The organism is Candidatus Poriferisodalis sp. (assembly GCF_965205175.1).
Taxonomy (GTDB): Bacteria; Actinomycetota; Acidimicrobiia; order Acidimicrobiales; family Poriferisodalaceae; genus Poriferisodalis.
Genome location: NZ_OZ242038.1, coordinates 2,237,536 through 2,257,841 on the forward strand (window position 1 = coordinate 2,237,536; position 20,306 = coordinate 2,257,841).

Genomic DNA, 20,306 nt, shown 5'->3' on the forward strand with positions numbered 1-20,306 from the left:
CGGCGTATCGTCGGCAACGGCAACCGCTCAAGATCGCCGCCACGCCGGACCGCTGCTCTTCACCTCCACCCGCATCGAAGCGTGCGGAATCGCCTGCAGACGCGCCTTGGGGATCGGCTTGCCCGAGACGACGCAAACGCCGTACGTGCCGTCGTCGATGCGCGCCAACGCAGCGTCGATCTCCGCGATTTCCTCACGTTCGCGAGCGGAGATCTGCAGTGCTCGGTCACGCTCGACCGCGATGGAGTCCCCTTCGCCCGACTCCTCGTCGAACTGCACGTCGCCTGGCTCGCGCTCGCTGACCAGCTGTTCTGCTTCTGCTTCGTATCGTTCGGCGTGTGCGGTATAGCGACGGCGCTCAGCCAGCAGCGCTTGACGCTGCTGTTCCAGAAACTCCTCGCCGAAGCGCGCTGCGGCCGTCTTGCGGCGCGTCGCAGCCTTCTTCGCTGCCGCCTTCTTCGCAGCACCAGCCTTGCGAGCAGGCACCTTCCTGGCAGCGACCTTCTTGACCACAGACTTCTTGGCAGCCGCCTTCTTCGCAGCACCAGCCTTGCGAGCAGGCGCCTTCCTGGCAGCGGCTTTCTTGACCACAGACTTCTTGGCAGCCGCCTTCTTCGCAGCACCAGCCTTGCGAGCAGGCGCCTTCCTGGCAGCGGCTTTCTTGGCCACAGACTTCTTGGCGGCGGCCTTCTTCGCGGCACCTTTGCGGGCGGGCGCCTTCTTCGCAGCGGCCTTCTTGGCAGCAGCCATAGCCCCTCCCTACAGAAGCAGCGCCACAGTGTACGACTCGAAGCCCGAACTCCGCCCCCGCCGATTCGATGTCGGGCCGAATCGAGGCTGGATCGAGGCTGGGCCCACGGTGATGGGTACCCTCGCTGCTTCGTGCGCAGGCGAGTGAACTCGTCCGCATCCTCGGCAGGAGGCTGCGACCGAGTCCGCGGGAGGCGCTGGTGAAGCGAGAGCCGTCCGACACGGTGTACCCGCGCGTGCCCGCGCCGGCCGACTTTCCTGAGATCGAGGAGCGCATCCTCGAACGTTGGCGCGACGAGGACACCTTCAAGGCGTCGATCGCCAATCGGCCGGCCGACGACGAGTTCGTCTTCTACGACGGTCCGCCGTTTGCGAACGGTCTGCCGCATCATGGGCATTTGCTGACCGGATACGTCAAGGACGTGATTCCCCGCTACCAGACGATGCGTGGACGCCGCGTCAATCGACGCTTCGGATGGGACTGTCACGGCCTGCCCGCAGAAATGGAATCCGAGCGTGAGCTCGGTGTCAGCGGGCGGGCCGCAATCACCGAGTTCGGCATCGAGCGCTTCAACGCGCACTGTCGCGCCTCCGTGCTGCGCTATACCGCTGAGTGGCGCAGCACCGTCACCCGCCAGGCGCGCTGGGTGGACTTCGACGACGACTACAAGACCATGGATCTGCCGTACATGGAATCGGTCATGTGGGCGTTCAAGCAGCTCTGGGACCAAGGCCTCATCTACCGGGCGTTCCGGGTCATGCCCTACTCGTGGGGCGCGGAGACTCCGCTGTCCAACTTCGAGATTCGGCTCGACGACGCCACCCGGCCTCGACAGGATCCGGCTGTCACCGTCTGGTTCGAGCTGGCCGACACTGATGCCACTGCACGCACGGGCGAGCCGCTGCGACTGCTCGCCTGGACGACGACGCCGTGGACACTGCCGTCCAACCTTGCCGTCGCCGTCGGCGCCGACACTTCGTACTCGGTGGTGCAGGCCGAAGCGCTCGGCGGCGCTCGCTACGTCCTCGCCTCGGACTGTCTCGAGCGCTACGCCGCGGACCTCGAGCCCTGCACTGTCGTCGGCACGCTGACCGGCGCTGAGCTGGCAGGTCGCCGCTACTCGCCGCTCTTCGACTGCTTCAGCCACCGAACGGAGGCGTTCCGAGTGCTCGTCGGCGACTTCGTCGACACGTCCGAAGGCACCGGCGTGGTTCACCTTGCCCCTGGCTTCGGCGAGGAGGACCAGCTGCTGTGCGAAGCCAACGGCATCGAGATCGGCGATGCCGTGCCGGTGGACGACAAAGGCTGCTTCACCGATGCCGTGGCGTCGTGGGCGACGCTCAACGTCTTCGAGGCAAACCCGCAGATCATCGCCCATCTGAAGCACCGCGGCAGGGTGCTGCGCCACGACACCTACGAGCACAACTACCCGCATTGCTGGAGAACCGATACACCCATCATCTACAAGGCCATCAACTCGTGGTACGTCGAGGTGTCGCAGATCTCAGAGCGCTTGGCAGCGACCAACCAGCAGATCAACTGGGTCCCCGATCATGTGCGAGACGGCCGATTCGGCCAGTGGCTGGCCGGTGCCCGTGACTGGTCGATCAGCCGCAATCGTTTCTGGGGCTCGCCCATCCCGATCTGGATGAGCGACGACCCCGAGTATCCGCGCATCGACGTCTACGGCAGCATCGACGAGCTCGAAGCAGACTTCGGGGTGCGCCCGACCGATCTGCATCGGCCGTACATCGACGAACTCACCCGCCCGAATCCGGACGACCCCAGCGGCAGCTCGACCATGCGACGGGTGCCCGAAGTGCTGGACTGCTGGTTCGAGTCGGGCTCGATGCCGTTCGCAGCCGTTCACTACCCGTTCGAGAACACCGAGTGGTTCGAGCAGAACTTCCCGGCCGACTTCATCGTGGAGTACATCAACCAGACCCGCGGCTGGTTCTACACGCTCCACGTCCTTGCGGGAGCGCTCTTTGGCCAACCGGCGTTCCGCAACGTCATCTGCCACGGGGTGCTGCTCGCCGCTGACGGCGCCAAGCTGTCCAAGCGCCTGCGCAACTACACGGAACCCACCGACATCTTCGCCGACAAGGGCGCCGATGCGCTGCGATGGTACCTGATGTCCACCAACATCGTGCGAGGCGGCGACACGCGCATTTCCGACCAAGGCATCGACGAGGTTCTCCGGCAGGTCCTCATTCCGATCTGGAACTCCTACGCGTTCTTCACGCTCTACGCGAACGCGGACGGTTACGAGGCCAAGGTTCGCTACGACTCCTCCGATGTGCTCGATCGCTACGTGCTGGCCAAGACACGGGCCACACTGGAATCGGTCACCGCGAGTTTCGACGCCTACGACCTGCCCGGTGCCGCAGCCGAGCTGCTGACGTTCATCGACGCCCTGAACAACTGGTACATCCGCCGCAGCCGCGGACGGTTCTGGGGCGAGTCTGGCGCGGGCGCGACGCCGGTCCAGGCGCCTTCGACCGGCGACCGCGCAGCCTTCGACACCCTCTTCACGGTGCTGCGGATCTTCGCGGCCATGGCGGCGCCGCTGCTGCCGATGATCACCGAGGAGATCTACGGCGGCCTGACCGGCGGCGCCAGTGTGCATCTGAGCGACTGGCCCGACGCGGCGGCACTGCCGCGCGACCCGGACTTGGTCGAACGCATGGATGCCGTGCGGGCTGCTGCCTCAGCCGCGTTGCGGCTACGCGAGGACGCCGAGCTGCGGGTTCGCCTGCCGCTGCCACGCGTCACGGTCGCCGGCGCAGGCGCATCGCTGCTCGAGCCGTACACGTTCCTGCTGGCGGAGGAGATCAATGTCGCCGAAGTGGTAGTGAGCGAGGACCTGGGCGCGTGGGCCACGCCCGTGCTGCGCCCCCGAGGCTCGCTGCTCGGGCCCCGCCTCGGCGGCGCAGCTCAGCAGGTCTTCGCAGCGGCTCGCTCGGGCGAGTGGCGGATCGCAGCCGACGGCACCGCCGACGCCGGCGGCCATCGGCTGCAGCCCGATGAGTTTCAGCTGAGCCTGCAGCCCGTCGAACCCGCTACCACCGCTGTGCTGGCCAAACAGCAGCTCGTGGTGGTGCTCGACACCACGATCACTCCCGAGCTGGAGGCCGAGGGTGCGGCGCGGGATCTGATCCGCAGCATTCAGCGCAAGCGCAAGGATGCCGGGCTGGAGGTGACCGATCGCATCACCGTGACGGTTCGTTGGAGCCCGCCGAACGCAGCAGCAGTGCGGCGTCACGAATCGCTGGTGCGGGCTGCGGTCCTGGCGCAGCGGTTGGAGTGGCTGCCTGGCACCGCTGAACCCGAGATCCGCCTCGCACGGGTCGCAGCAGGCGGGCTCTAGGCGGTCAGCGGCGCCTTGCGGACGAGCGCGTCCAAGAAGGGGTCGTCGAGGTCGGAGAGGCTCAGGGGCGCTCGGTCTGCGTCGGTGCCGTCGATGCCGGCAGCGTCGCCGCCGAGGTCGGCCGTCGATGCCGACGCGATGACAGCACCGTCATCCGCAGGCTCAGGATGCTCGACGACTTCGCTGATCTCAGCGGCACGGGCCTCGGCAGCCTGGCTGACCTCGACGGTGTAGCCGGCGTCTCGCAACGTCCTCGAAATCTCAGCCCGCACGAGATCCGACAGTGCCTCGGTGAGATCATCGCTTGCCGTCTTGAATGCCTCGTCCACTGCCTGGCTGCTTGCCGCCTGCAATCCAGCCAGTGCGTCGGCGATCTGCGCGACAGTCTCGGGCGACAGCTGGACCTGCACCGGTCGCGACGGCGACGCCGATGCAGCGCGGTCCGTTTCGACCTTCGCCATGCGCTGGTCGATATCGGCGACCTGTGTGCAGAGCATCGCAAGCTGCGCGCCGATCGTCTCAAGCACGCCCCCGCTCTCGGCTTCAGGGGCTTCAGAAGGATGGGTCGACGAACTCGCCACGCGGCGCAATGTACCAGTAGCAAGATGTAGCAGCGTCTCAGACGGGAGAACTCGAACTCAACAGCCCAGCGGCATGCGCGCCACTTGCAGTCCGATGATCAGCACGATCGGCGAGAGGTCGAGCGCTATGCGGCCGAGCCGCACTGGAGGAAGCGCACGCCGCAGCGGTCCCATGACCGGCTCGGTGATCCTCACCAGCCATGTTCGAACCACGTTGACCGGGCTCTCTTGCGCCAGCGGGATCCAGCTGAACAGCACGCGCGCGAAGATCGCAAAGACGTACAGCGAAATCAGCGTGCAAAGCAAGCCCATTGCGCTCCTCGGCGTTCTGCGCTAGATCGTCTCAGCGACCGACGTCGGGCGCGGGAATCGAGCGATGCTCGTCCTGGCTCACCACGACGTTCGCGGGCACGACCATGTAGACGGCGTTCGCGACCTTGCGCATCTCGCCGTCGCGGGCGTAGCACAGCCCGCTGGCGAAATCGAGCAGTCGACGGGCGGTGTCGCGGTCGAGCCCCTGCAAGTTCAAGATGACGGGCTGGTCGCGCTTGAAGCGATCTCCGATCTGCTGCGCATCGTCGAACATCCGGGGCATCATCACGAAGGGCTGCGCCGACGACATCGCCACTCGGCGCACTGCCGAGGGCGGTGCAGCTTCGCCGGGGCGTGTCGAGGTCGCCATCGGCCGCTCCACGACCGTGACACCGCTGTGGCCGGACTCTTCGGCCAGCTCGTCTGCAGCAGGTGCCTCGCTCAGCGCGGCGCGCTCAGCAGGCGGTGCATAGCTCTCGTCTGGACCCAAGCCCAGATAGCTGATTGCCTGCTTCATGAACGATGCCATGCAGTACCTCGATGCAGAACTTCGATGCCGACAGACTGCGTCGGCCTACTGCCTCAATTGCACAGCGTACCGATTCGTCATCCGCGCATCAGCCAACGCGCCGGTGTGCATCCGCCGTCACGAAGCCTGCGGGCGACTGCCGAACAGCGCCGTCCCGATGCGCACCATCGTTGCGCCCGCAGCAACTGCAGTTTCGAGATCTGCGCTCATGCCCATGCAACGGTGCCTGAGTTCGTGCCGATCCGCGAATCGTGCAACCTCTCCGAATGCTCGTTCGAGGTGTGACGGCGAACCCTGCGGACCGATGGCCATGCAGCCTGCGACGGCGAGCCCCTCACCGCGGGCTGCCGCTACCACCGAAGATGCCTCCCCAAGCGGGCAGCCGCCCTGCGACAGGTTGCCGCTCACATTGAGCTGCACGAAGATCGTTGCACCCGGATCGTGATGTGCAATCTCGGTCACCATCCGCATCCGGTCCACGCTCTGCCACACATCCACGACTCCGGCAAGCCGGCGAACCTTGTTCGACTGCAGACGCCCGATGAAGTGAACCTCCATCGCTGATCTGGTCTCGGACGCGACCTGCGGCCACTTGCGGTGCAGCTCCTGGGCGTAGCTCTCGCCGATCATCGTCAAACCGGCAGCGGCAGCAGCATCAACAGCCGAGCTGTCGAAGCCCTTGGTCACTGCCACGATGGCGATGCGGGCAGGGTCTCCCCCGGCATCGGTTATTCGGTGCTTGATGCGCTCCGCGCCGGCGCGGACAGCTGCTCGGTCGATCATCGGCCGTGACTGCGTGGTGCGATGTCGTCTATGCGCACCAGCACAGCCGTGCGCTGTTGCTCCGCCCTGGCTCGGTGCGAGAAATAGCGCAGATCCGCAGCGGTGCAGCGCCCGATTTCGCTGTCGAGCAGCACCCCGTCTCGTCGCAGCAGCCAGCGTGCGGCCGCGCCCAAATCGAGCGCCGGGGCGCCCCAATGGGTGGTGCTCGCCACCGGGGCATCGACGGCTTGGCCAGCTGCCTCCAGCAGGGCCTCGCCGAATTCGTAGTGCAGCGCACAGACGTAGGGGCCGATCACGGCACGGACGTTGCAGAACCCGTGATGTCGAAGCTCAGCGATCGTTGCCCGCACGACGCCGTCGACCAGTCCTCGCCAGCCCGCGTGGATCGCAGCAACCGCACTGCGGCCGAAGGGATCGGTGCCGTACAGCGCAATCGGCACGCAGTCGGCAGTTCTGACGGCGAGTGTCGCTCCCGACATCGATGTCCAAGCCGCATCTGCCTCGGCGCCACGATGTTCCCCCGGTCGGGTGACCTGCACCACGCGTGTGCCGTGGACCTGCCGCAAGGCGGTGACCGAAGCGGGCGCGTCGAGTTCGATGTGGGCTTGGTCGCCGTCGGAACGCTCCGTGACCGCGACCGCCACCAGTTGGTTTCCGCAACGTCGGCGCAGCACGAGCATCCCCAAGCTCCGCCGGCACGGCCTAGCGCAATGCGCGGCTGCACACCCGCGCCCACAGCGGCGCCGCCGCTCGGCGCTTCACCGAAGGAAGCTAGGCACGTCGAACGACTCGTCGTCCTCGTCGGCATCGGCGAACGGGTCGGTCGCGGCGCCGGCATCGTGAGACGCCGCGTAGTCGCCCAGCGCGACGCTTGGCTGATGACTTTGTCGATGGCCGGGCGAATAGCGGTCAAAGCCTGCCGCGATGACCGTCACACGAATCTCTTCCCCGAGCGAGTCGTCGATGACGGTGCCGAAGATGATGTTGGCCTCTGCGTGTGCCACTTCGCGGATCACTTCGGCTGCCTCATTGATCTCGAACAGGCCGAGATCCGGCCCGGCAGCGACGTTCAACAAGATGCCTCGGGCACCGTCGATGGACTCTTCGAGCAAGGACGACGAGACTGCCTGTCGAGCGGCGTTCTTGGATCGATTCTCGCCGTGGGCCCGGCCGATGCCCATCAAGGCGGTGCCTGCGCTGGACATGATCGCCTTCACGTCCGCGAAGTCGGTATTGATGAGTCCCGGGGTGGTGATGAGCCCTGAGATACCCGAAACGCCTTCACGGAGCACGTCGTCGGCCATGCGGAACGCATCGATGATCGATGTGTGCTCGTTGGCGACGGTCAGCAGTCGATCATTGGGAATCACGATGAGCGTGTCGACCCGCTCCTTGAGGCGTTCAATTCCCTGCTCTGCTTGGATCTGCCTGCGTTTGCCCTCGAATGCGAATGGACGCGTCACCACGCCGATGGTCAGTGCCCCCACCTCCTTGGAGACCTCTGCCACGACTGGAGCAGCGCCGGTTCCGGTGCCGCCGCCTTCGCCGGCCGTGATGAACACCATGTCCGCTCCCTGCAGAGCCTCCGCGATCTCGTCACGATGCTCCTCAGCAGCCCGGGTGCCGACTTCGGGGTCGCTGCCGGCGCCGAGTCCGCGAGTCAACTGGCGGCCGATGTCCAGCTTGACGTCCGCGTCGCTGAGGAGCAGGGCTTGGGCATCGGTGTTCACGGCGATGAACTCGACACCGCTCAGGCCGACGTCGATCATGCGGTTGACGGCATTCGAGCCACCGCCCCCGACACCCGCCACCTTGATCACTGCGACGTAGTTCTGTGGTGAGGCCACCGGGCTCCTTGCATTGGCCGGCCTGCCGGGACAGCCCAGAGGCCGCTGGCAGCAACATCGTAGGGAAGATAGCGCAACCCGGCACGATACCGGCGCTTGCGGCAGCGGCCACGACGGCGCCGTGGCTCGCGGGCAGTGCGTGCGGACACGGAATCTCACACGCTGGATCTAGCTCGGCCGCTGGATCTAGCTCAGCGTCCGAAGCACCGGGAGGTGGGGAACGGACACGTCGATCACGACATCGGACACCGCGACACCGGACACGACGGCATCGGCATCTGACATCTCCTCGATGACTGCGGCTATCGCCGCCACCTTGGCGCCCACAGCCGAGTCGTCGCCCAAGGCGGCCTCGATCACGAGGCCGCTCGAGGTTTGCCGCACCCGAGCGAGCAGGTCGCCTCGCTGGTCCCTCCACAGTGCCATGACCGAGAATTCCCGCCGACCACGCGCTGCATTCAAGGCTGCCAGCGGTGCGTCGGCGTCGTCGCCCAAGTAGGCCCCAGGCTGCGGAGCGGCTGCGATGCCGGACAACCGCGGCAGGTCGGGCGGAGCCTCCAACGGTGCGGTGAGCACGCGTCCTTCACGATCGACCAGCACCCAGCTGCCCGGCGCGGCCAGCGCAATGGCGGCGCCCGAGCGCTCGACGACGTCCACGTCCACCGTCGCCGGCCACCGCCGTGTGACGCGGGCCTCGGCGATCCATGCCAGCGCCTCCAGCGAGTGCTCTGCTCGGCCGGCATCGAGCGTTCCCATGAAGTCGCCTACACGGATGCCTGCGGCCGCGAGGGCCTCGTCGTAGCTCACACGATGCAGGCCGCTGAAGCGAATCCGCTCCACCTCGAACGCGCCCGCTGCGAACAGGACGGCGGCCGCCGACGCGACGAACACGCCGACCGCCAATGCAGTCAGCCACCGCCGTGGACGACATCTGCGCCGCTCAGCGTGCGCGGTTGCTCGCCGCGCCATGAGTCACGACGACGCCGGCGGCGTGTCGAAGCCCACCATCTGGACCTCGGGCTGCAGGACCACGCCGGACGTCTCGGTGACACGGCGTCTGATCTCGGCAATGAGCGAGACGACGTCGGCAGCGGCGCCGTCGGGGTCGGAGACGATGAAATTGGCGTGCAGACGCGACACCTCCGCAGTGCCGACACGCAGGCCGCGCAGACCGGTACGGTCGATTCGAGCACCGGCAGACTCCTCCGGCGGGTTCAGGAACACCGAGCCGCAGTTGTGCCCGCCGGGCTGATGCTCCCTGCGCCACCGGACGATGTCGGAAATACGTGCCATCGCCGCCGAGACAGGAACCCGCCGTCCGTGCAGCCGCGCACGAACCACCAGCTGGTCAGGCTTGAGGCCGCTGCTGCGATAACCCAAGTCCAGACTCCGAGCGTCCACCGGAACCGGTTCGCCGACAGGTGCGCGGCCCAGCTCACCGTCGGCGGCAGTGATTCGCTGTTCGGTCGGCGGTGTGCCGCAGGCGAGGTCGACGACATCGGCATCGATCAAGCACGCCGCCAGGTCGCTGCCATGCCCTCCAGCGTTCATGCGAACGGCACCGCCCACCGAGCCCGGTATGCCGACGGCCCACTCCAGGCCGCCGATTCCCGCCGCAGCACACTGACGCGCCAACACCGGCAGCGGCACCGATGCCCCGGCGCTGACCGTTCCGGTCAGGCAGTCGAACTCGACCTTGCCGTATGCGGCCCCGAGGAAGAGCGCGATGCCCTCGAAGCCTCGGTCAGCCACCAGCAGATTCGATCCTCTGCCGACGATGAGCGTCTGCAGCCCCGAGACCGCCGCCGCCTCGCCGGCGCGTTGCACGTCTGCGTGGTCGTTGGCCACGAACCCGACCGCTGCGGGACCACCGACCCGCGAGGTCGTCAATGCGCCCAGCGGGGCATTGACGCGAGCACCGTCGCCCAGTACTGCCGCAGCACGCCGCACAGCATCAGGGTCCGACCATCGCTCAATCGACATGCAACAACTCGTCGGCGAGCGTCGTCAGGTCGCCTGCGCCCAGCGTCAGACACACGTCGCCGGGCCGCAGATGGGCACTCAGGTACGAGCGCAGCTCGGCCCGCGCGGGGATGTAGGCCACCGAGGCGCGCGGGTGCGCGTCGAGCACGGCGCCGAGCACCAGCTCTGCGGAGACTCCCGGGCGCGGCGACTCGCCCGCACCGTAGATGTCGGTCAGCACGACGCAGTCGGCCTCGACGAACGAGTCGGCGAAGTCGCGCCACAGCGCGGCGGTACGCGAGTAACGGTGCGGCTGGAACACGGCCACCACCCGCTGCCAACCGCCGCTGCGGGCAGCGGCAATCGCAGCTGCTACTTCGGCAGGCAGGTGGGCGTAGTCGTCGATGTAGGCAACGCCGTGGCGCTCGCCGCGGCGCTCGAAACGCCTCGCCACGCCCGCGAAGCGTCCGAGCGCCTCGGTCATCGCCGATGCGGCTGCGCCGAGCTCGAGCCCGGCGGCAAGCGCGCCGGCAGCATTGGTCACGTTGTGCAGCCCGGGCAGCGGAAGCTCGCAGCGGCCGACGGAAACCGCGCCCCGCATCAGCTCGAAGCTCGCACCAGTCCGCCGCGTGCGCGCATCGACAATCCGATAGTCGGCGTGGGCGGCCGTGCCGTAGCCCACGCAGCCGCCGACGCTGTCGGCCAGTCGTGCGGCCCCTCGGTCATCGGTACACACGATGCGCGGCCCCGCTGCAGCACCGGCGAACGCCTCGAAAGCGGCGGTGAGCTCCTCCAAGCCGCCGTAATGCTCGAGATGGTCAGCCTCGACGCTGGTCACCAGCACTGCTGCGGCGCCGAGCTGCAGGAATGTTCCGTCGGACTCGTCGGCTTCGACGACGAACCACTCCCCCGTCGGGTCCCACACGGCGCCGGAACCGATGTCGTTGACTTCGCCGCCGACGAGGAACGACGGGCGTTCCCCGGCGGCCACCAGGCACAACGCCAGCATCGAGGAGGTGGTCGTCTTGCCGTGAGTCCCGCCGACGGCCAGCGTTCGCTTGCGTGTGCAGATCGCCGACAGCAACGCCGCTCGGCTGAGCACGGGAATGCCACGACGTCGAGCCTCGACGAGCTCGACGTTGTCGAGGGGCACGGCGCTGGAATGGGCCACGACATCCGCGGCGCCGAGGTTGGCGGCCTGGTGACCGACGACGACGCGCGCACCGTGAGCAGCCAGACGCGTCACGCCTGGCCCGGCGCGCAGGTCGCTGCCGCTGACGCTGTGGCCCATCTGCGCGAGCACCAAACCGATGGCGTTCATGCCTGCGCCCCCGGCGCCGACGAGGTGAATGCTGCGACGCTCGGCCAACTCGATCGATGCGCCGTCCCGGGCTTCGCTCGCCGGCGGCGAGTCGGTCACCGGGCGTGCCCTTGCGGCGTGGCACGGGGACACTCGACCGTGCTCGGCACGGCCGCACTGTGACGAATGACGAGTTGGGCCACCCGCTGTGCAGCATCACGACGACCGAAGGTGGCCTCGGGGGCAGGCGACGGCGCGTCGGCGTCGCTGAGCGCCGCGATCTCCGCGAGCATCCGTTCGCTGTCGAATTCGTCATCGCTGACGACGCGAGCCCTGCCCAGCGCGGCCAGCTGCTCCGCATTGCGGCGCTGGTGGTCATTGGTCGCGATCGGCAGGGGGACCAGCACGGCAGGTGTTCCGAGCACCGCCAGCTCCGCCACGGTGGACGCTCCGGCGCGACAGATCGCAAGGTCGGCGGCGGCCAGCGCTATCGGCAGCTGCTCGTCGAACGGCACGGCGCGGTACCAGTCGCGCACGCGGGCCCCGTCGGGGCGCGGCGACGGAGGCGGGGGTCGCCCGAGCCAGTCTCGCTTGCCCACGACGTGATGCACGAACACGCCGTCTCGATCCCGCAGTGTCGGCAGCGACGCCCACACTGCCCGATTGATGCGCAGCGAGCCCAGCGAGCCGCCGAACACCACGACGACGGTGGCATCGTTCGGCCAGCCGAGCCGGCTGCGGGCGTTCCCCGCGTCGGTCGCTGCCTCGACGACTTGGGCGCGCACAGGGTTTCCCGTCACGACTTCTCTGCGCAGGCCGGTGCCAGGCACAGGCACAGCTGCTGCACGCGCAAAGCGACCCAGCAGGCGGTTCGTCGCCGACGCTACCGCGTTCTGCTCGGCGATCACCAACGGCACGCGCCAGATCACTGCGCCCACGGTCGCAGGCAGTGCTGCGTAGCCGCCCAGTGACAGCACCGCCGCGGGACGCCGACGCCCGACGAGTGCGACGCCGCGCAGCGTCGCCCACGCCAGGCCTGCCGCTGACCGGGCATTGGCGAGGTTCACCCGACGCGCGTTGAGACCTCGCCCGCCGAGCAAGGTCGCGCCGAACTCGGAGTCCACCAGCAGCTGTGCGTCCATGCCTCGGGCGCTGCCGACGAAGTGAATCCGCTCGGACGGCCAGCCGCGCTCAGCCAGCGCCGCCGCCACGGCCAGGCCCGGCATCAGATGCCCTGCGGTGCCGCCGCCCGCGATCAGCACGTCGGGAACGTCGGCAGCTCGGTCGCGTGCCCGCATGGTTCAGCCGGATCGCCGTGTCACGTTCAACAGCAAACCGGCCGCTGCCGCTGTCACCACCAAGGACGAGCCTCCGAATGACAGGAAGGGCAGCGTCACGCCGGTCACCGGCAGCAAGCCGACCACACCGCCCACGTTCACCAGCGTCTGCAGCACGATCCAGATCGAAATGCCCGCAGCGAGCAGCGCGCCGAACAGATCCGGCGCTTGCTGGCTGGTCCGAAACCCTCCGATGCCGACGACACCGAGCAGCCCGAGCAGCCCGAGCGCGCCGATGAGGCCCATCTCCTCGCCCACGATGACGAAGATGAAATCCGTGGACGCGTTGGGCACCCAGCCCCACTTGGCCTGACCCTGCCCGAGACCTGCGCCGCGCAGTCCTCCCTGAGCCAAGCCGACCAAGCTCTGGAAGGTCTGATAGCCGCTCGCGCCGCGCTCGGCTACCGGATCCAAGAAGCCGGCCAGCCGCGCTCGACGGTAGGGCGCGACAACCGCCAGCAATGGCGCCGCAACAGCGATCATCGCGGCGATCTTGCCCAGATCACGGCCCGGCAGGCCGGCCACGAACAGCATCCCGACCCCGATGCCCGCCAACAGGAGCGTGGTTCCCAGATCGGGCTGCAGCAAGACCAGCGAGCAGCCCGCCGTGAGCAGCAGCATCGCCGGGCGCAGGATGCGATCGGGACGTTCGATCTGGTCCTTGCGGGCATCGAGGAAGGCTGCCAATGCGACGATGAGCGCCAGTTTCGCGATCTCCGAGGGCTGAATGCTGTACTGACCGATTTGGATCCAGCGACGTGCGCCGCCCGTGCGGTCGCCCACCACCAGCACGATGACCAGCAGGCTCGCGCTGACGGCCGCCAAGGGCAGCGCCAAGCGTCGCCAGTGCCGATAGTCGATGCCCAGCGTGACCAGCAAGGCAGCAGTTGCGATCCCTGCGGACCACACATGGCGAGTGAAGTAGCGCATGGGCCGGACCGACGAGTCGATGCCGGTGGCTGAGGCAGCCGACAGCACCAGCACGACGCCGAGCAGCAGGAGCAGGAACGCCGCGCACAGCAGCGCCGCGTATCTGACCGAAGGTCCCGGCTGGGCACCCGATCGCGCACGCGGGGCGGCCGGACGGCTCACCGATGCGCCCCGTCGCCGCGTCGGGTACCGAGGCGTGCAGCCAGATCGGCCACGGCTGCGCTGAAGTGCCGGCCACGTTCGCGGTAGTTCGCATACCAGTCGAACGACGCACACCCAGGCGACAGCACCACGGCACGGTGCGGCTGCGCCATCCGGTAGGCGATCTCGACAGCTTCGGGCATCGATGCTGCACGGGCGACTCGAACCTGGCCGCAGCCCGGCTGACCGAAGCAATCCGCAACGTCATCGGCGGCCTCGCCGATGGCCACCACTGCATGAACGTGGCCTGCAATCGCAGCCAGATCGCCGAGATCGAGACCCTTGTTGCGGCCTCCTGCGATGAGCACTGCATCACGGAAGCCTCGCAGCGCAGCCACCGTCGAATGCGGCGCGGTGGACTTGCTGTCATCGTGGAAGTCCACCTCACCGATGCTTCCCGCCCTGGCCAGGCGGTGAGGAAGGCCGTCGAAAGCCTGCAGTTCTGCAGCTATCGCCTCGGCCGATGCGCCCATCTCCCACGCCACCGCAGTGGCGGCTGCAGCATTCGACAAGTCGTGAGGGCGCCGTCGAGGCATGGCGGCCAGCGCCACGACGCGCCGGCCGTGTGCGGTCAGCATCCCGCGTTCGTAGCGCACGTCGCAGCGCGCCTCGAGCTGCTCCGGCGTCGGGAAGGTCACACGCCGCGATCGGACATGGGCCGTCCATGGCGCGATCTCACGGTCGCCGAAGGGCACCACGGCGACGTCGTCGGTACCTTGCGCAGCCCAGATGCGAGCCTTGGACGCGGCGTAGTCGTGCAGGTCGCCGTGCCAGTCCAGGTGATCGGGCGCCAGGTTCAGCCACGCGGCCACTCGGGGCGCGAAGCTGCGTGCCCCATGCAGCCTGAACGACGATGCTTCCACGACGAACGTGGAGACATCACGGTCGATGGCCTCAACCAGGGCGATGTCGGTGTTGCCGGCACTGAGCGAGGTGATGCCGCTGCGGTTGAGCATTCGCTCCGTGAGCGTGGTGACCGTCGTCTTGCCGTTCGTGCCGGTGATCGCTGCCAGCGGCCGACGGTCCCACTGAGCGGCAAGGTCCAGCTCGCTGACCACCCGCAGGCCGGCTTGGGCCGCCAGCGTGTAGCAGAGGTGTCGAGGCGGCACGCCGGGAGCCGGCACCACAGCAGCGGCCCCCGCCAGCAGCGAGCGCATCTGCTCGCCGTCGCCGGCGTCGTGAACGGCGACCTTGGGCGCAGCAGTCTGCGCGAGGCGCACCGTAGCTTCGGCGGGACGGTCGTCAGCTGCGATCACCTCGTGGCCCCGTGCAGCCAACGCCGTGGCCACTGCGCAGCCGGTCACACCCATGCCGACGACGACCACCGGCCCCTGCGCCGGATGCAGCCCGGAGCGGTGCTGGTCGGACCGGTGCCGCCGGCCGGACGTGACACCGCTCACAGCGAGTCCGCCGGAAGCTCGATGAGGCCCAGGCTCAAGTAGTCGGCGTAGTACACGCCCAACGCGAGGGCGACGAGCAGGCTGTTCACGATCCAGAGCCGGATGAGCACGGTGGTCTCGGGCCAGCCGCCCAGCTCGAGGTGATGGTGCATCGGCGCCATGCGCAGCACGCGGCGTCCGAAGAGCTGAAACGAACCGACTTGGACGATCACCGAGGCGGTCTCGATGACGTACAAGCCGCCGATGACCGGCAGCAGGAGATCGACGTGCAACAGCATCGCGAGCCCTGCCATCGCCGTGCCGATTGCCAGTGAGCCTGTGTCGCCCATGAAGATACGGGCCGGCGGCGAGTTCCACCACAGGAACCCTGCGCACGCGCCGGCCATGGCCGCCGCCACGATGGCGAGGTCCAGCGGGTGCTTGACGTCGTAAGAGTTCGGGTGACGGAAGGCCCAGTAGCCGACGACGACGAACGCCGCAAACGCCAGCGATGCCGACCCGGCTGCCAGTCCGTCGAGCCCGTCGGTGAGGTTCACCGCGTTCGACGTGCCGAGCACGACGACCACCGCCCACAGCACCCACACCGAAGCCGGGATCCGCAGTGAGTTCCCGTCGAGGCGTGTGAAGCCGATCGCCGTGTCGATGTCGACCCACCACGCGCACGCAGCAGCGAAGCCTGCGCCCACAGCAATCAGACCGAACAGCTTGGCTCGCTTGTTGAGACCCAGATTGCGCTCGCGGCTCACCTTGATCCAGTCGTCGGCCAGGCCGACGGCGCCGGCGCCGCAGACGGCTGCCATCAGCACGATGCCCGAACGCGTGATGACGGTCTCTGCACGCAGGTGGCTCACGACGTAGCCGACCGCGGCCGCGGCAACGATTGCGGCGCCCCCCATGGTCGGCGTGCCCGCCTTGGTGATGTGGCCCTGCGGGCCGTCGAGACGGATGGGCTGGCCGACGCCCCGCGCTCGCAGCCACGGCAGGAGATAGCGGGTGCCCACCAGCGACACCACCATCGCGGAGCTGGCGGCGAGGAGCAGTGCTATCATCGCCGCGTTCGCCGACGCTGCTGCAGACGCCCGCCCGCCGCTGCCGCATCGTCGAAAGGCACCGTACGGTTCCCGATCGTCTGCGACGTCTCGTGGCCCTTGCCGGCAACCACGACGACGTCGCCCGCTCGGGCGTGGTCGACGGCGAAGGCAATGGCGGCGGATCGGTCCAGCTCGACGTGCAGACCGCCGCGTGCGCCAGGCCTGCGGCGGACGCCCTCGGCGATGTCAGCTGCGATGCGAGCCGGATCCTCGCTGCGGGGATTGTCCGAGGTCAGCACCACCATGTCGGCATGGCGGTGCGCTGCCGCGCCCATGGGTGCCCGCTTGGACTGGTCCCGATCTCCGCCGGCGCCGAACACTGCCCACAAGCGCCCTGCTGGAGCGCACAGCTCGCGAGCACTCCTCAAGGCGGCGGCGAGCGCGTCGGGCTTGTGCGCGAAGTCGACCAGCACGGTGATGTCGTCGTCGGTTCCGCTCACCGGCCACAGGCGCCCTCGCACCGGGGCAATCGCGGGCATCGCCGCAGCGATCGCGTCGTCGTCAAATCCGAGCGCACTCGCCGTGGCCGCCGCGGCCGCGAGATTGGCCGCATTGATCCGTCCCAGCAGGCGGCTTCGTACCGTGTGCCCGCGCCATCGACCGCTGATGCCGACGGGACTCACCGTGACCTGTTCGATGTCGGACGGCTGCCATGTTGCGACGAGGTCCGTGGTGCCGGCGATCATCTTCGACAGTCGGCGGCCCCACGCGTCGGCCACGTTCAGCACGGCCACGGCACTGCGGCCGTCGAACAGGCGCGCCTTGGCAGCGAAGTAGTCCTCCATGGTCCGGTGAAAGTCCAGATGCTCATGGCTCAGGTTCGTGAACACGCCGGCTGCGAAACGGGCGCCATTGAGCCGGCCCAAGGCGAGCGCGTGGGAGGAGACCTCCAGCACCACCATCTCCGCACCGGCATCAACCGCACGACGAAGGCGACGGCACAGCTGCGGCGCTTCGGGTGTCGTACGCGCTCCGTCGAGCGTCCCCATGACCTCGCAGGGGGTTCCGCACGCACGCGCGAGGTCGGCGACGGCGTGCGCCACGGTCGTCTTGCCCGACGTGCCGGTGACCCCGACGACCCTGCACTGTCGCCACGGCTGTCCCCAGACCGCCGCAGAGGCGGGTCCCAGCGCAGCTCGCACGTCGGACACGACAATCTGGGGCACGTCGAGGTCGAGCCGACGGGACACCAGCACAGCTGTGGCACCGGCGGCGAGCGCTTGCGGAGCGAAGCGATGCCCGTCGTGGTGCTGACCCACCACGCAGCAGAACAGCGCTCCGGGCGTGACGCAGCGACTGTCGTGCGTGATGCCGTACACGAGCGCACCCTCGTACGCAGCTTGGCCGGCCTGCGGACTGGACCCCGGGCTGGAGGGGCCGACGTACGTGCCGCCGACAGCTCGGGCCAGCTCCTCCACACGCGTGGCGCCGGGCTGCGGTGCTGCGGCCGTCGGCAGGTGCGTGGCACTGCTCATCGCGTTCGGTGCTCGTCGGGCGACACCCGCAGCATCCGCAAGGCGTACTCGGCGATCTCCGCAAAGACCGGCGCGGCCACGATGCCGGCCCGATGCTCTCGAGGTTCGTCGAGCACCACGACCACCGTGAGCTCGGGCCGGTCAGCCGGCAAGAACCCTGCGAACGAGCTGGTGTAGGCGTCGTCGAGGTAGCCGCCATCGGGACTGGCCTTCTGCGCAGTGCCGGTCTTTCCCGCAGCTCGGTAGCCCTCCACGGCAGCTCGTTTGCCTGTCCCCGTCTCGACAACCTCGGCCAGGATGGTCTGCATCTGACGAGCAGTCTCCTCGGACACGACTCGACGCGTCGACGCCGCAGCTGCGGGCTGCAACGTGCCGTCGCTGCCGACGCTGCCCACCACGAGGCGCGGCTGGACGTACTCGCCGTCGTTGGCGAGCGCATTGAACGCTGCTGTCAGCTGAATTGCCGTCACCGCGACCCCTTGGCCGAACGCGATCGTGGCCAGATCGGTGCCACGCCACTGCTTGGCGGGGCGCAAGATGCCGCGACTCTCGCCTGGCAGCGCAGGCGCATCGCCGCTGCCGGTGAGCCGTCCGAAGCCGAACGATCTCAGGGAGCGGTGCAGTCGCGCCGCCCCGATCCGCTCAGCGAGCTTGATCGTCCCGATGTTCGACGAATGAACGAGGATCTCCGATGTCGTCATCTGTCGGTCGAAGCTGGAGTAGGGCTCGACGAACTCTTTGTCGGCGAAGGTGTAGCTGGACGGCGTGTGGTGCAGCTCCTCGGGCGTGGTCAGCCCGGCGTCCAGTGCAGTGGCGATCGCGAAGCTCTTCGCGACGGAACCCGGCTCGAAGGGATGCGAGTAGGCCGGGTTGTAGGCCACGGGCCTGATCCGTCCGGTGTCGCGGTCGCGGGCGACGCCCGCCAGCGCCAGCACGTCGCCGGTGTCCACCGCCATCACCACCGCCATGCCGCCTTGCGCGCCGGTCTCCTGAACCGCCTCGCTGATGGATCGCTCGGCAACCCACTGCATCTGCGTGTGCAGGGTGAGCACGACGTCGTCGCCGTGGCTCGCCGGCTCGAAGAGCTGGGTGCCCGCCGGCAGGGGCATCCCGCTCAAAGCGATGCGCGCGACCTCGCGGCCGTCGGTGCCGTCGAGCAGCTCGGCGAACTGCATCTCGGCGCCGCCCAGCGGATTCTGGTCGATGTCGGTGCCGCCCAGCAGTCCTCGTGCGAAGTCGTCCCCGTTGGGCCGCAGCCTTGAGAGCTCGCGGCGCACCCCGATGCCGGCAAGCTGCATCTCCTGCACAGCCAGTCCGTCTTGCGGGCTCACTTGGCGCGCCACGTACACGAAGTGCCGATCGCTTGCGAGTCGCTCGGCAACGACCTCGACGTCGACGTCGAGCACTGACGCCAGTGCAGCAGCGGTGGCGTACGGGTCGGTGACCTGACGCGGGTCGGCCCAGATCGTGGGCAGGCTGTCCGACACCGCGAGCAGATTCAGATTCCGGTCCAGAATCGCGCCGCGTACCGACTCGATCTCCCAGTGCGCAGTCCCTTGGCGTTCGCCCAAGGCGGCATAGGTGTCGCGGTCGAGCCACTGCACCTGCACGAGGCGGACGCCGAGCGTGGCCAGCGCCGCAATCGAGGCAACGATCAGCAGCAGCGCCCGTCGACGCGGCAGCCCCGCACGCGCCGAACGCCGACGCGAGCTGGGCGATGCCTGTTCAGCGGCTCGCCGGCGCTGCGGCGCATCACGCCCTCGGGGTGCTCCCGCTGCGGGATGCCACCGCTGCTGTCGTGCCTGCGACGCGGCCGCTCGCGACCGACGGTCCGAGGCCGGGTCGCGGCGGGCAGCGGGCGCAGCCAGGCCCGGCGGCTTGCCCATCGACGGATGCCACTGCGCCATCGTGTCGGGGCGCTGGTGCTGTTCAAGAACGTCGGTCATGCGCGGTGGACGCGTCGGTCAGCAGCGATTTGATCCAGAGCCAGTCTCCGCTTTGATGAGCGACCGGTTGCGACTGGTCGGCTGCTGCGATGTGACGTGGCTGAATCCTCAGGTCGATCGGGTCGGCGGCGTTCACCAGTCCGAGCGCTCCGATCCCCATCAGCTCGATCTCCGCGGGACCATGGAGCGTCTGGAGCTCGTAGCGAAGATCGATCAAGCGCTCTCGCTCCACGGCGATCTCCGATTCCAGTTCGGACAGGCGGTACTGGCCTGCTGCCAGCATCGAGTGGAACGCCGCCAGCCCGGTGAGCACGGCGATGGCGCCAGCCGCGCACAGCGCGGCGACGCCCACGACTCGCAGGCCCACCATGCGTCGCGCCGGCGCCTGCTGCTGCGCCGGCGCCTGCCGTTGCGCGGGCATCGTGCTCGCAACGCCGAGGTGTGCGGCGACGACAGCCATGAGAGTGCTCGGGTGCTGACTCAGCGCCGGG

General features: G+C 68.4%; 18 protein-coding genes. 1 reads left to right on the plus strand and 17 read right to left on the minus strand.

The window, feature by feature from the left end; genetic code table 11:
- Positions 1-27: 27 nt before the first annotated feature.
- Positions 28-750 carry a TraR/DksA family transcriptional regulator gene (locus ACOGI4_RS09725; protein WP_419841475.1) on the minus strand — a complete coding sequence of 241 codons (723 nt, stop codon included), beginning with the start codon at positions 748-750 and terminating at the stop codon, positions 28-30.
- 200 nt (positions 751-950) lie between these two features.
- On the opposite strand from ACOGI4_RS09725, the gene ileS reads away from it, so the two are divergent.
- Positions 951-4,121: an isoleucine--tRNA ligase gene (ileS, locus tag ACOGI4_RS09730; protein WP_419841476.1), complete on the plus strand. Its 3,171-nt coding sequence runs from the start codon at positions 951-953 to the stop codon at positions 4,119-4,121.
- Here ileS and ACOGI4_RS09735 read toward each other — a convergent pair.
- The 16 genes from ACOGI4_RS09735 to ACOGI4_RS09810 form a co-directional block, all read right to left on the minus strand.
- Positions 4,118-4,702 carry a hypothetical protein gene (locus ACOGI4_RS09735; protein ID WP_419841477.1) on the minus strand — a complete coding sequence of 195 codons (585 nt, stop codon included), beginning with the start codon at positions 4,700-4,702 and terminating at the stop codon, positions 4,118-4,120. The genes ileS and ACOGI4_RS09735 overlap by 4 nt on opposite strands.
- A 57-nt stretch (positions 4,703-4,759) precedes the next feature.
- The gene (locus ACOGI4_RS09740; RefSeq protein WP_419841478.1) at positions 4,760-5,014 is read right to left on the minus strand and encodes a YggT family protein; all 255 of its coding nucleotides are present in this window, start codon (positions 5,012-5,014) and stop codon (positions 4,760-4,762) included.
- A gap of 31 nt (positions 5,015-5,045) precedes the next feature.
- Complete coding sequence (locus tag ACOGI4_RS09745) at positions 5,046-5,543, minus strand: cell division protein SepF (RefSeq protein WP_419841479.1); 498 nt, start codon at positions 5,541-5,543, stop codon at positions 5,046-5,048.
- A gap of 117 nt (positions 5,544-5,660) precedes the next feature.
- Positions 5,661-6,326 (minus strand): YggS family pyridoxal phosphate-dependent enzyme, encoded by a 666-nt coding sequence (locus tag ACOGI4_RS09750; RefSeq protein WP_419841480.1) that lies wholly within the window; start codon positions 6,324-6,326, stop codon positions 5,661-5,663.
- A complete protein-coding gene (locus ACOGI4_RS09755) occupies positions 6,323-7,006 on the minus strand; it encodes a laccase domain-containing protein (protein ID WP_419841481.1) in 684 nt (227 codons plus the stop codon). The genes ACOGI4_RS09750 and ACOGI4_RS09755 overlap by 4 nt, the downstream gene beginning before the upstream one ends.
- 78 nt (positions 7,007-7,084) lie before the next feature.
- On the minus strand, positions 7,085-8,173 hold the full coding sequence (gene ftsZ, locus ACOGI4_RS09760) for a cell division protein FtsZ (protein ID WP_419841482.1): 1,089 nt from the start codon (positions 8,171-8,173) through the stop codon (positions 7,085-7,087).
- Positions 8,174-8,359: 186 nt separating this feature from the next.
- On the minus strand, positions 8,360-9,076 hold the full coding sequence (locus ACOGI4_RS09765; RefSeq protein ID WP_419841483.1) for a cell division protein FtsQ/DivIB: 717 nt from the start codon (positions 9,074-9,076) through the stop codon (positions 8,360-8,362).
- A gap of 69 nt (positions 9,077-9,145) precedes the next feature.
- Positions 9,146-10,156, minus strand: a complete 1,011-nt coding sequence (locus tag ACOGI4_RS09770; RefSeq protein ID WP_419841484.1) for an FAD-binding protein — start codon at positions 10,154-10,156, stop codon at positions 9,146-9,148.
- A complete protein-coding gene (gene murC, locus ACOGI4_RS09775) occupies positions 10,146-11,555 on the minus strand; it encodes a UDP-N-acetylmuramate--L-alanine ligase (RefSeq protein ID WP_419841485.1) in 1,410 nt (469 codons plus the stop codon). Before murC ends, ACOGI4_RS09770 begins: the two co-directional genes overlap by 11 nt.
- Complete coding sequence (locus tag ACOGI4_RS09780; protein WP_419841486.1) at positions 11,552-12,733, minus strand: UDP-N-acetylglucosamine--N-acetylmuramyl-(pentapeptide) pyrophosphoryl-undecaprenol N-acetylglucosamine transferase; 1,182 nt, start codon at positions 12,731-12,733, stop codon at positions 11,552-11,554. The genes murC and ACOGI4_RS09780 overlap by 4 nt, the downstream gene beginning before the upstream one ends.
- A 3-nt stretch (positions 12,734-12,736) precedes the next feature.
- Complete coding sequence (gene ftsW / locus ACOGI4_RS09785) at positions 12,737-13,864, minus strand: putative lipid II flippase FtsW (protein WP_419841487.1); 1,128 nt, start codon at positions 13,862-13,864, stop codon at positions 12,737-12,739.
- Complete coding sequence (murD, locus tag ACOGI4_RS09790; protein WP_419841488.1) at positions 13,861-15,303, minus strand: UDP-N-acetylmuramoyl-L-alanine--D-glutamate ligase; 1,443 nt, start codon at positions 15,301-15,303, stop codon at positions 13,861-13,863. Before murD ends, ftsW begins: the two co-directional genes overlap by 4 nt.
- Positions 15,300-16,352 carry a phospho-N-acetylmuramoyl-pentapeptide-transferase gene (gene mraY / locus ACOGI4_RS09795; RefSeq protein ID WP_419841489.1) on the minus strand — a complete coding sequence of 351 codons (1,053 nt, stop codon included), beginning with the start codon at positions 16,350-16,352 and terminating at the stop codon, positions 15,300-15,302. Before mraY ends, murD begins: the two co-directional genes overlap by 4 nt.
- Positions 16,349-17,869 carry a UDP-N-acetylmuramoyl-L-alanyl-D-glutamate--2,6-diaminopimelate ligase gene (locus ACOGI4_RS09800; protein ID WP_419841490.1) on the minus strand — a complete coding sequence of 507 codons (1,521 nt, stop codon included), beginning with the start codon at positions 17,867-17,869 and terminating at the stop codon, positions 16,349-16,351. The genes mraY and ACOGI4_RS09800 overlap by 4 nt, the downstream gene beginning before the upstream one ends.
- A complete protein-coding gene (locus ACOGI4_RS09805) occupies positions 17,866-19,815 on the minus strand; it encodes a peptidoglycan D,D-transpeptidase FtsI family protein (RefSeq protein ID WP_419841491.1) in 1,950 nt (649 codons plus the stop codon). The genes ACOGI4_RS09800 and ACOGI4_RS09805 overlap by 4 nt, the downstream gene beginning before the upstream one ends.
- Positions 19,799-20,275: a hypothetical protein gene (locus tag ACOGI4_RS09810; RefSeq protein WP_419841492.1), complete on the minus strand. Its 477-nt coding sequence runs from the start codon at positions 20,273-20,275 to the stop codon at positions 19,799-19,801. The genes ACOGI4_RS09805 and ACOGI4_RS09810 overlap by 17 nt, the downstream gene beginning before the upstream one ends.
- Positions 20,276-20,306: the final 31 nt, after the last annotated feature.

Excerpts from the sequence above, each read along its gene's own strand:
- ACOGI4_RS09725 (WP_419841475.1), bottom strand. The coding sequence starts at position 750 with ATGGCTGCTGCCAAGAAGGCCGCTGCGAAGAAGGCGCCCGCCCGCAAA.
- ACOGI4_RS09740 (WP_419841478.1), bottom strand. The coding sequence starts at position 5,014 with ATGGGCTTGCTTTGCACGCTGATTTCGCTGTACGTCTTTGCGATCTTC.
- ACOGI4_RS09745 (WP_419841479.1), bottom strand. The coding sequence starts at position 5,543 with ATGGCATCGTTCATGAAGCAGGCAATCAGCTATCTGGGCTTGGGTCCA.
- ACOGI4_RS09750 (WP_419841480.1), bottom strand. The coding sequence starts at position 6,326 with ATGATCGACCGAGCAGCTGTCCGCGCCGGCGCGGAGCGCATCAAGCAC.
- ACOGI4_RS09755 (WP_419841481.1), bottom strand. The coding sequence starts at position 7,006 with ATGCTCGTGCTGCGCCGACGTTGCGGAAACCAACTGGTGGCGGTCGCG.
- ACOGI4_RS09770 (WP_419841484.1), bottom strand. The coding sequence starts at position 10,156 with ATGTCGATTGAGCGATGGTCGGACCCTGATGCTGTGCGGCGTGCTGCG.
- ACOGI4_RS09780 (WP_419841486.1), bottom strand. The coding sequence starts at position 12,733 with ATGCGGGCACGCGACCGAGCTGCCGACGTTCCCGACGTGCTGATCGCG.
- mraY (WP_419841489.1), bottom strand. The coding sequence starts at position 16,352 with ATGATAGCACTGCTCCTCGCCGCCAGCTCCGCGATGGTGGTGTCGCTG.
- ACOGI4_RS09800 (WP_419841490.1), bottom strand. The coding sequence starts at position 17,869 with ATGAGCAGTGCCACGCACCTGCCGACGGCCGCAGCACCGCAGCCCGGC.
- ACOGI4_RS09805 (WP_419841491.1), bottom strand. The coding sequence starts at position 19,815 with ATGACCGACGTTCTTGAACAGCACCAGCGCCCCGACACGATGGCGCAG.
- ACOGI4_RS09810 (WP_419841492.1), bottom strand. The coding sequence starts at position 20,275 with ATGGCTGTCGTCGCCGCACACCTCGGCGTTGCGAGCACGATGCCCGCG.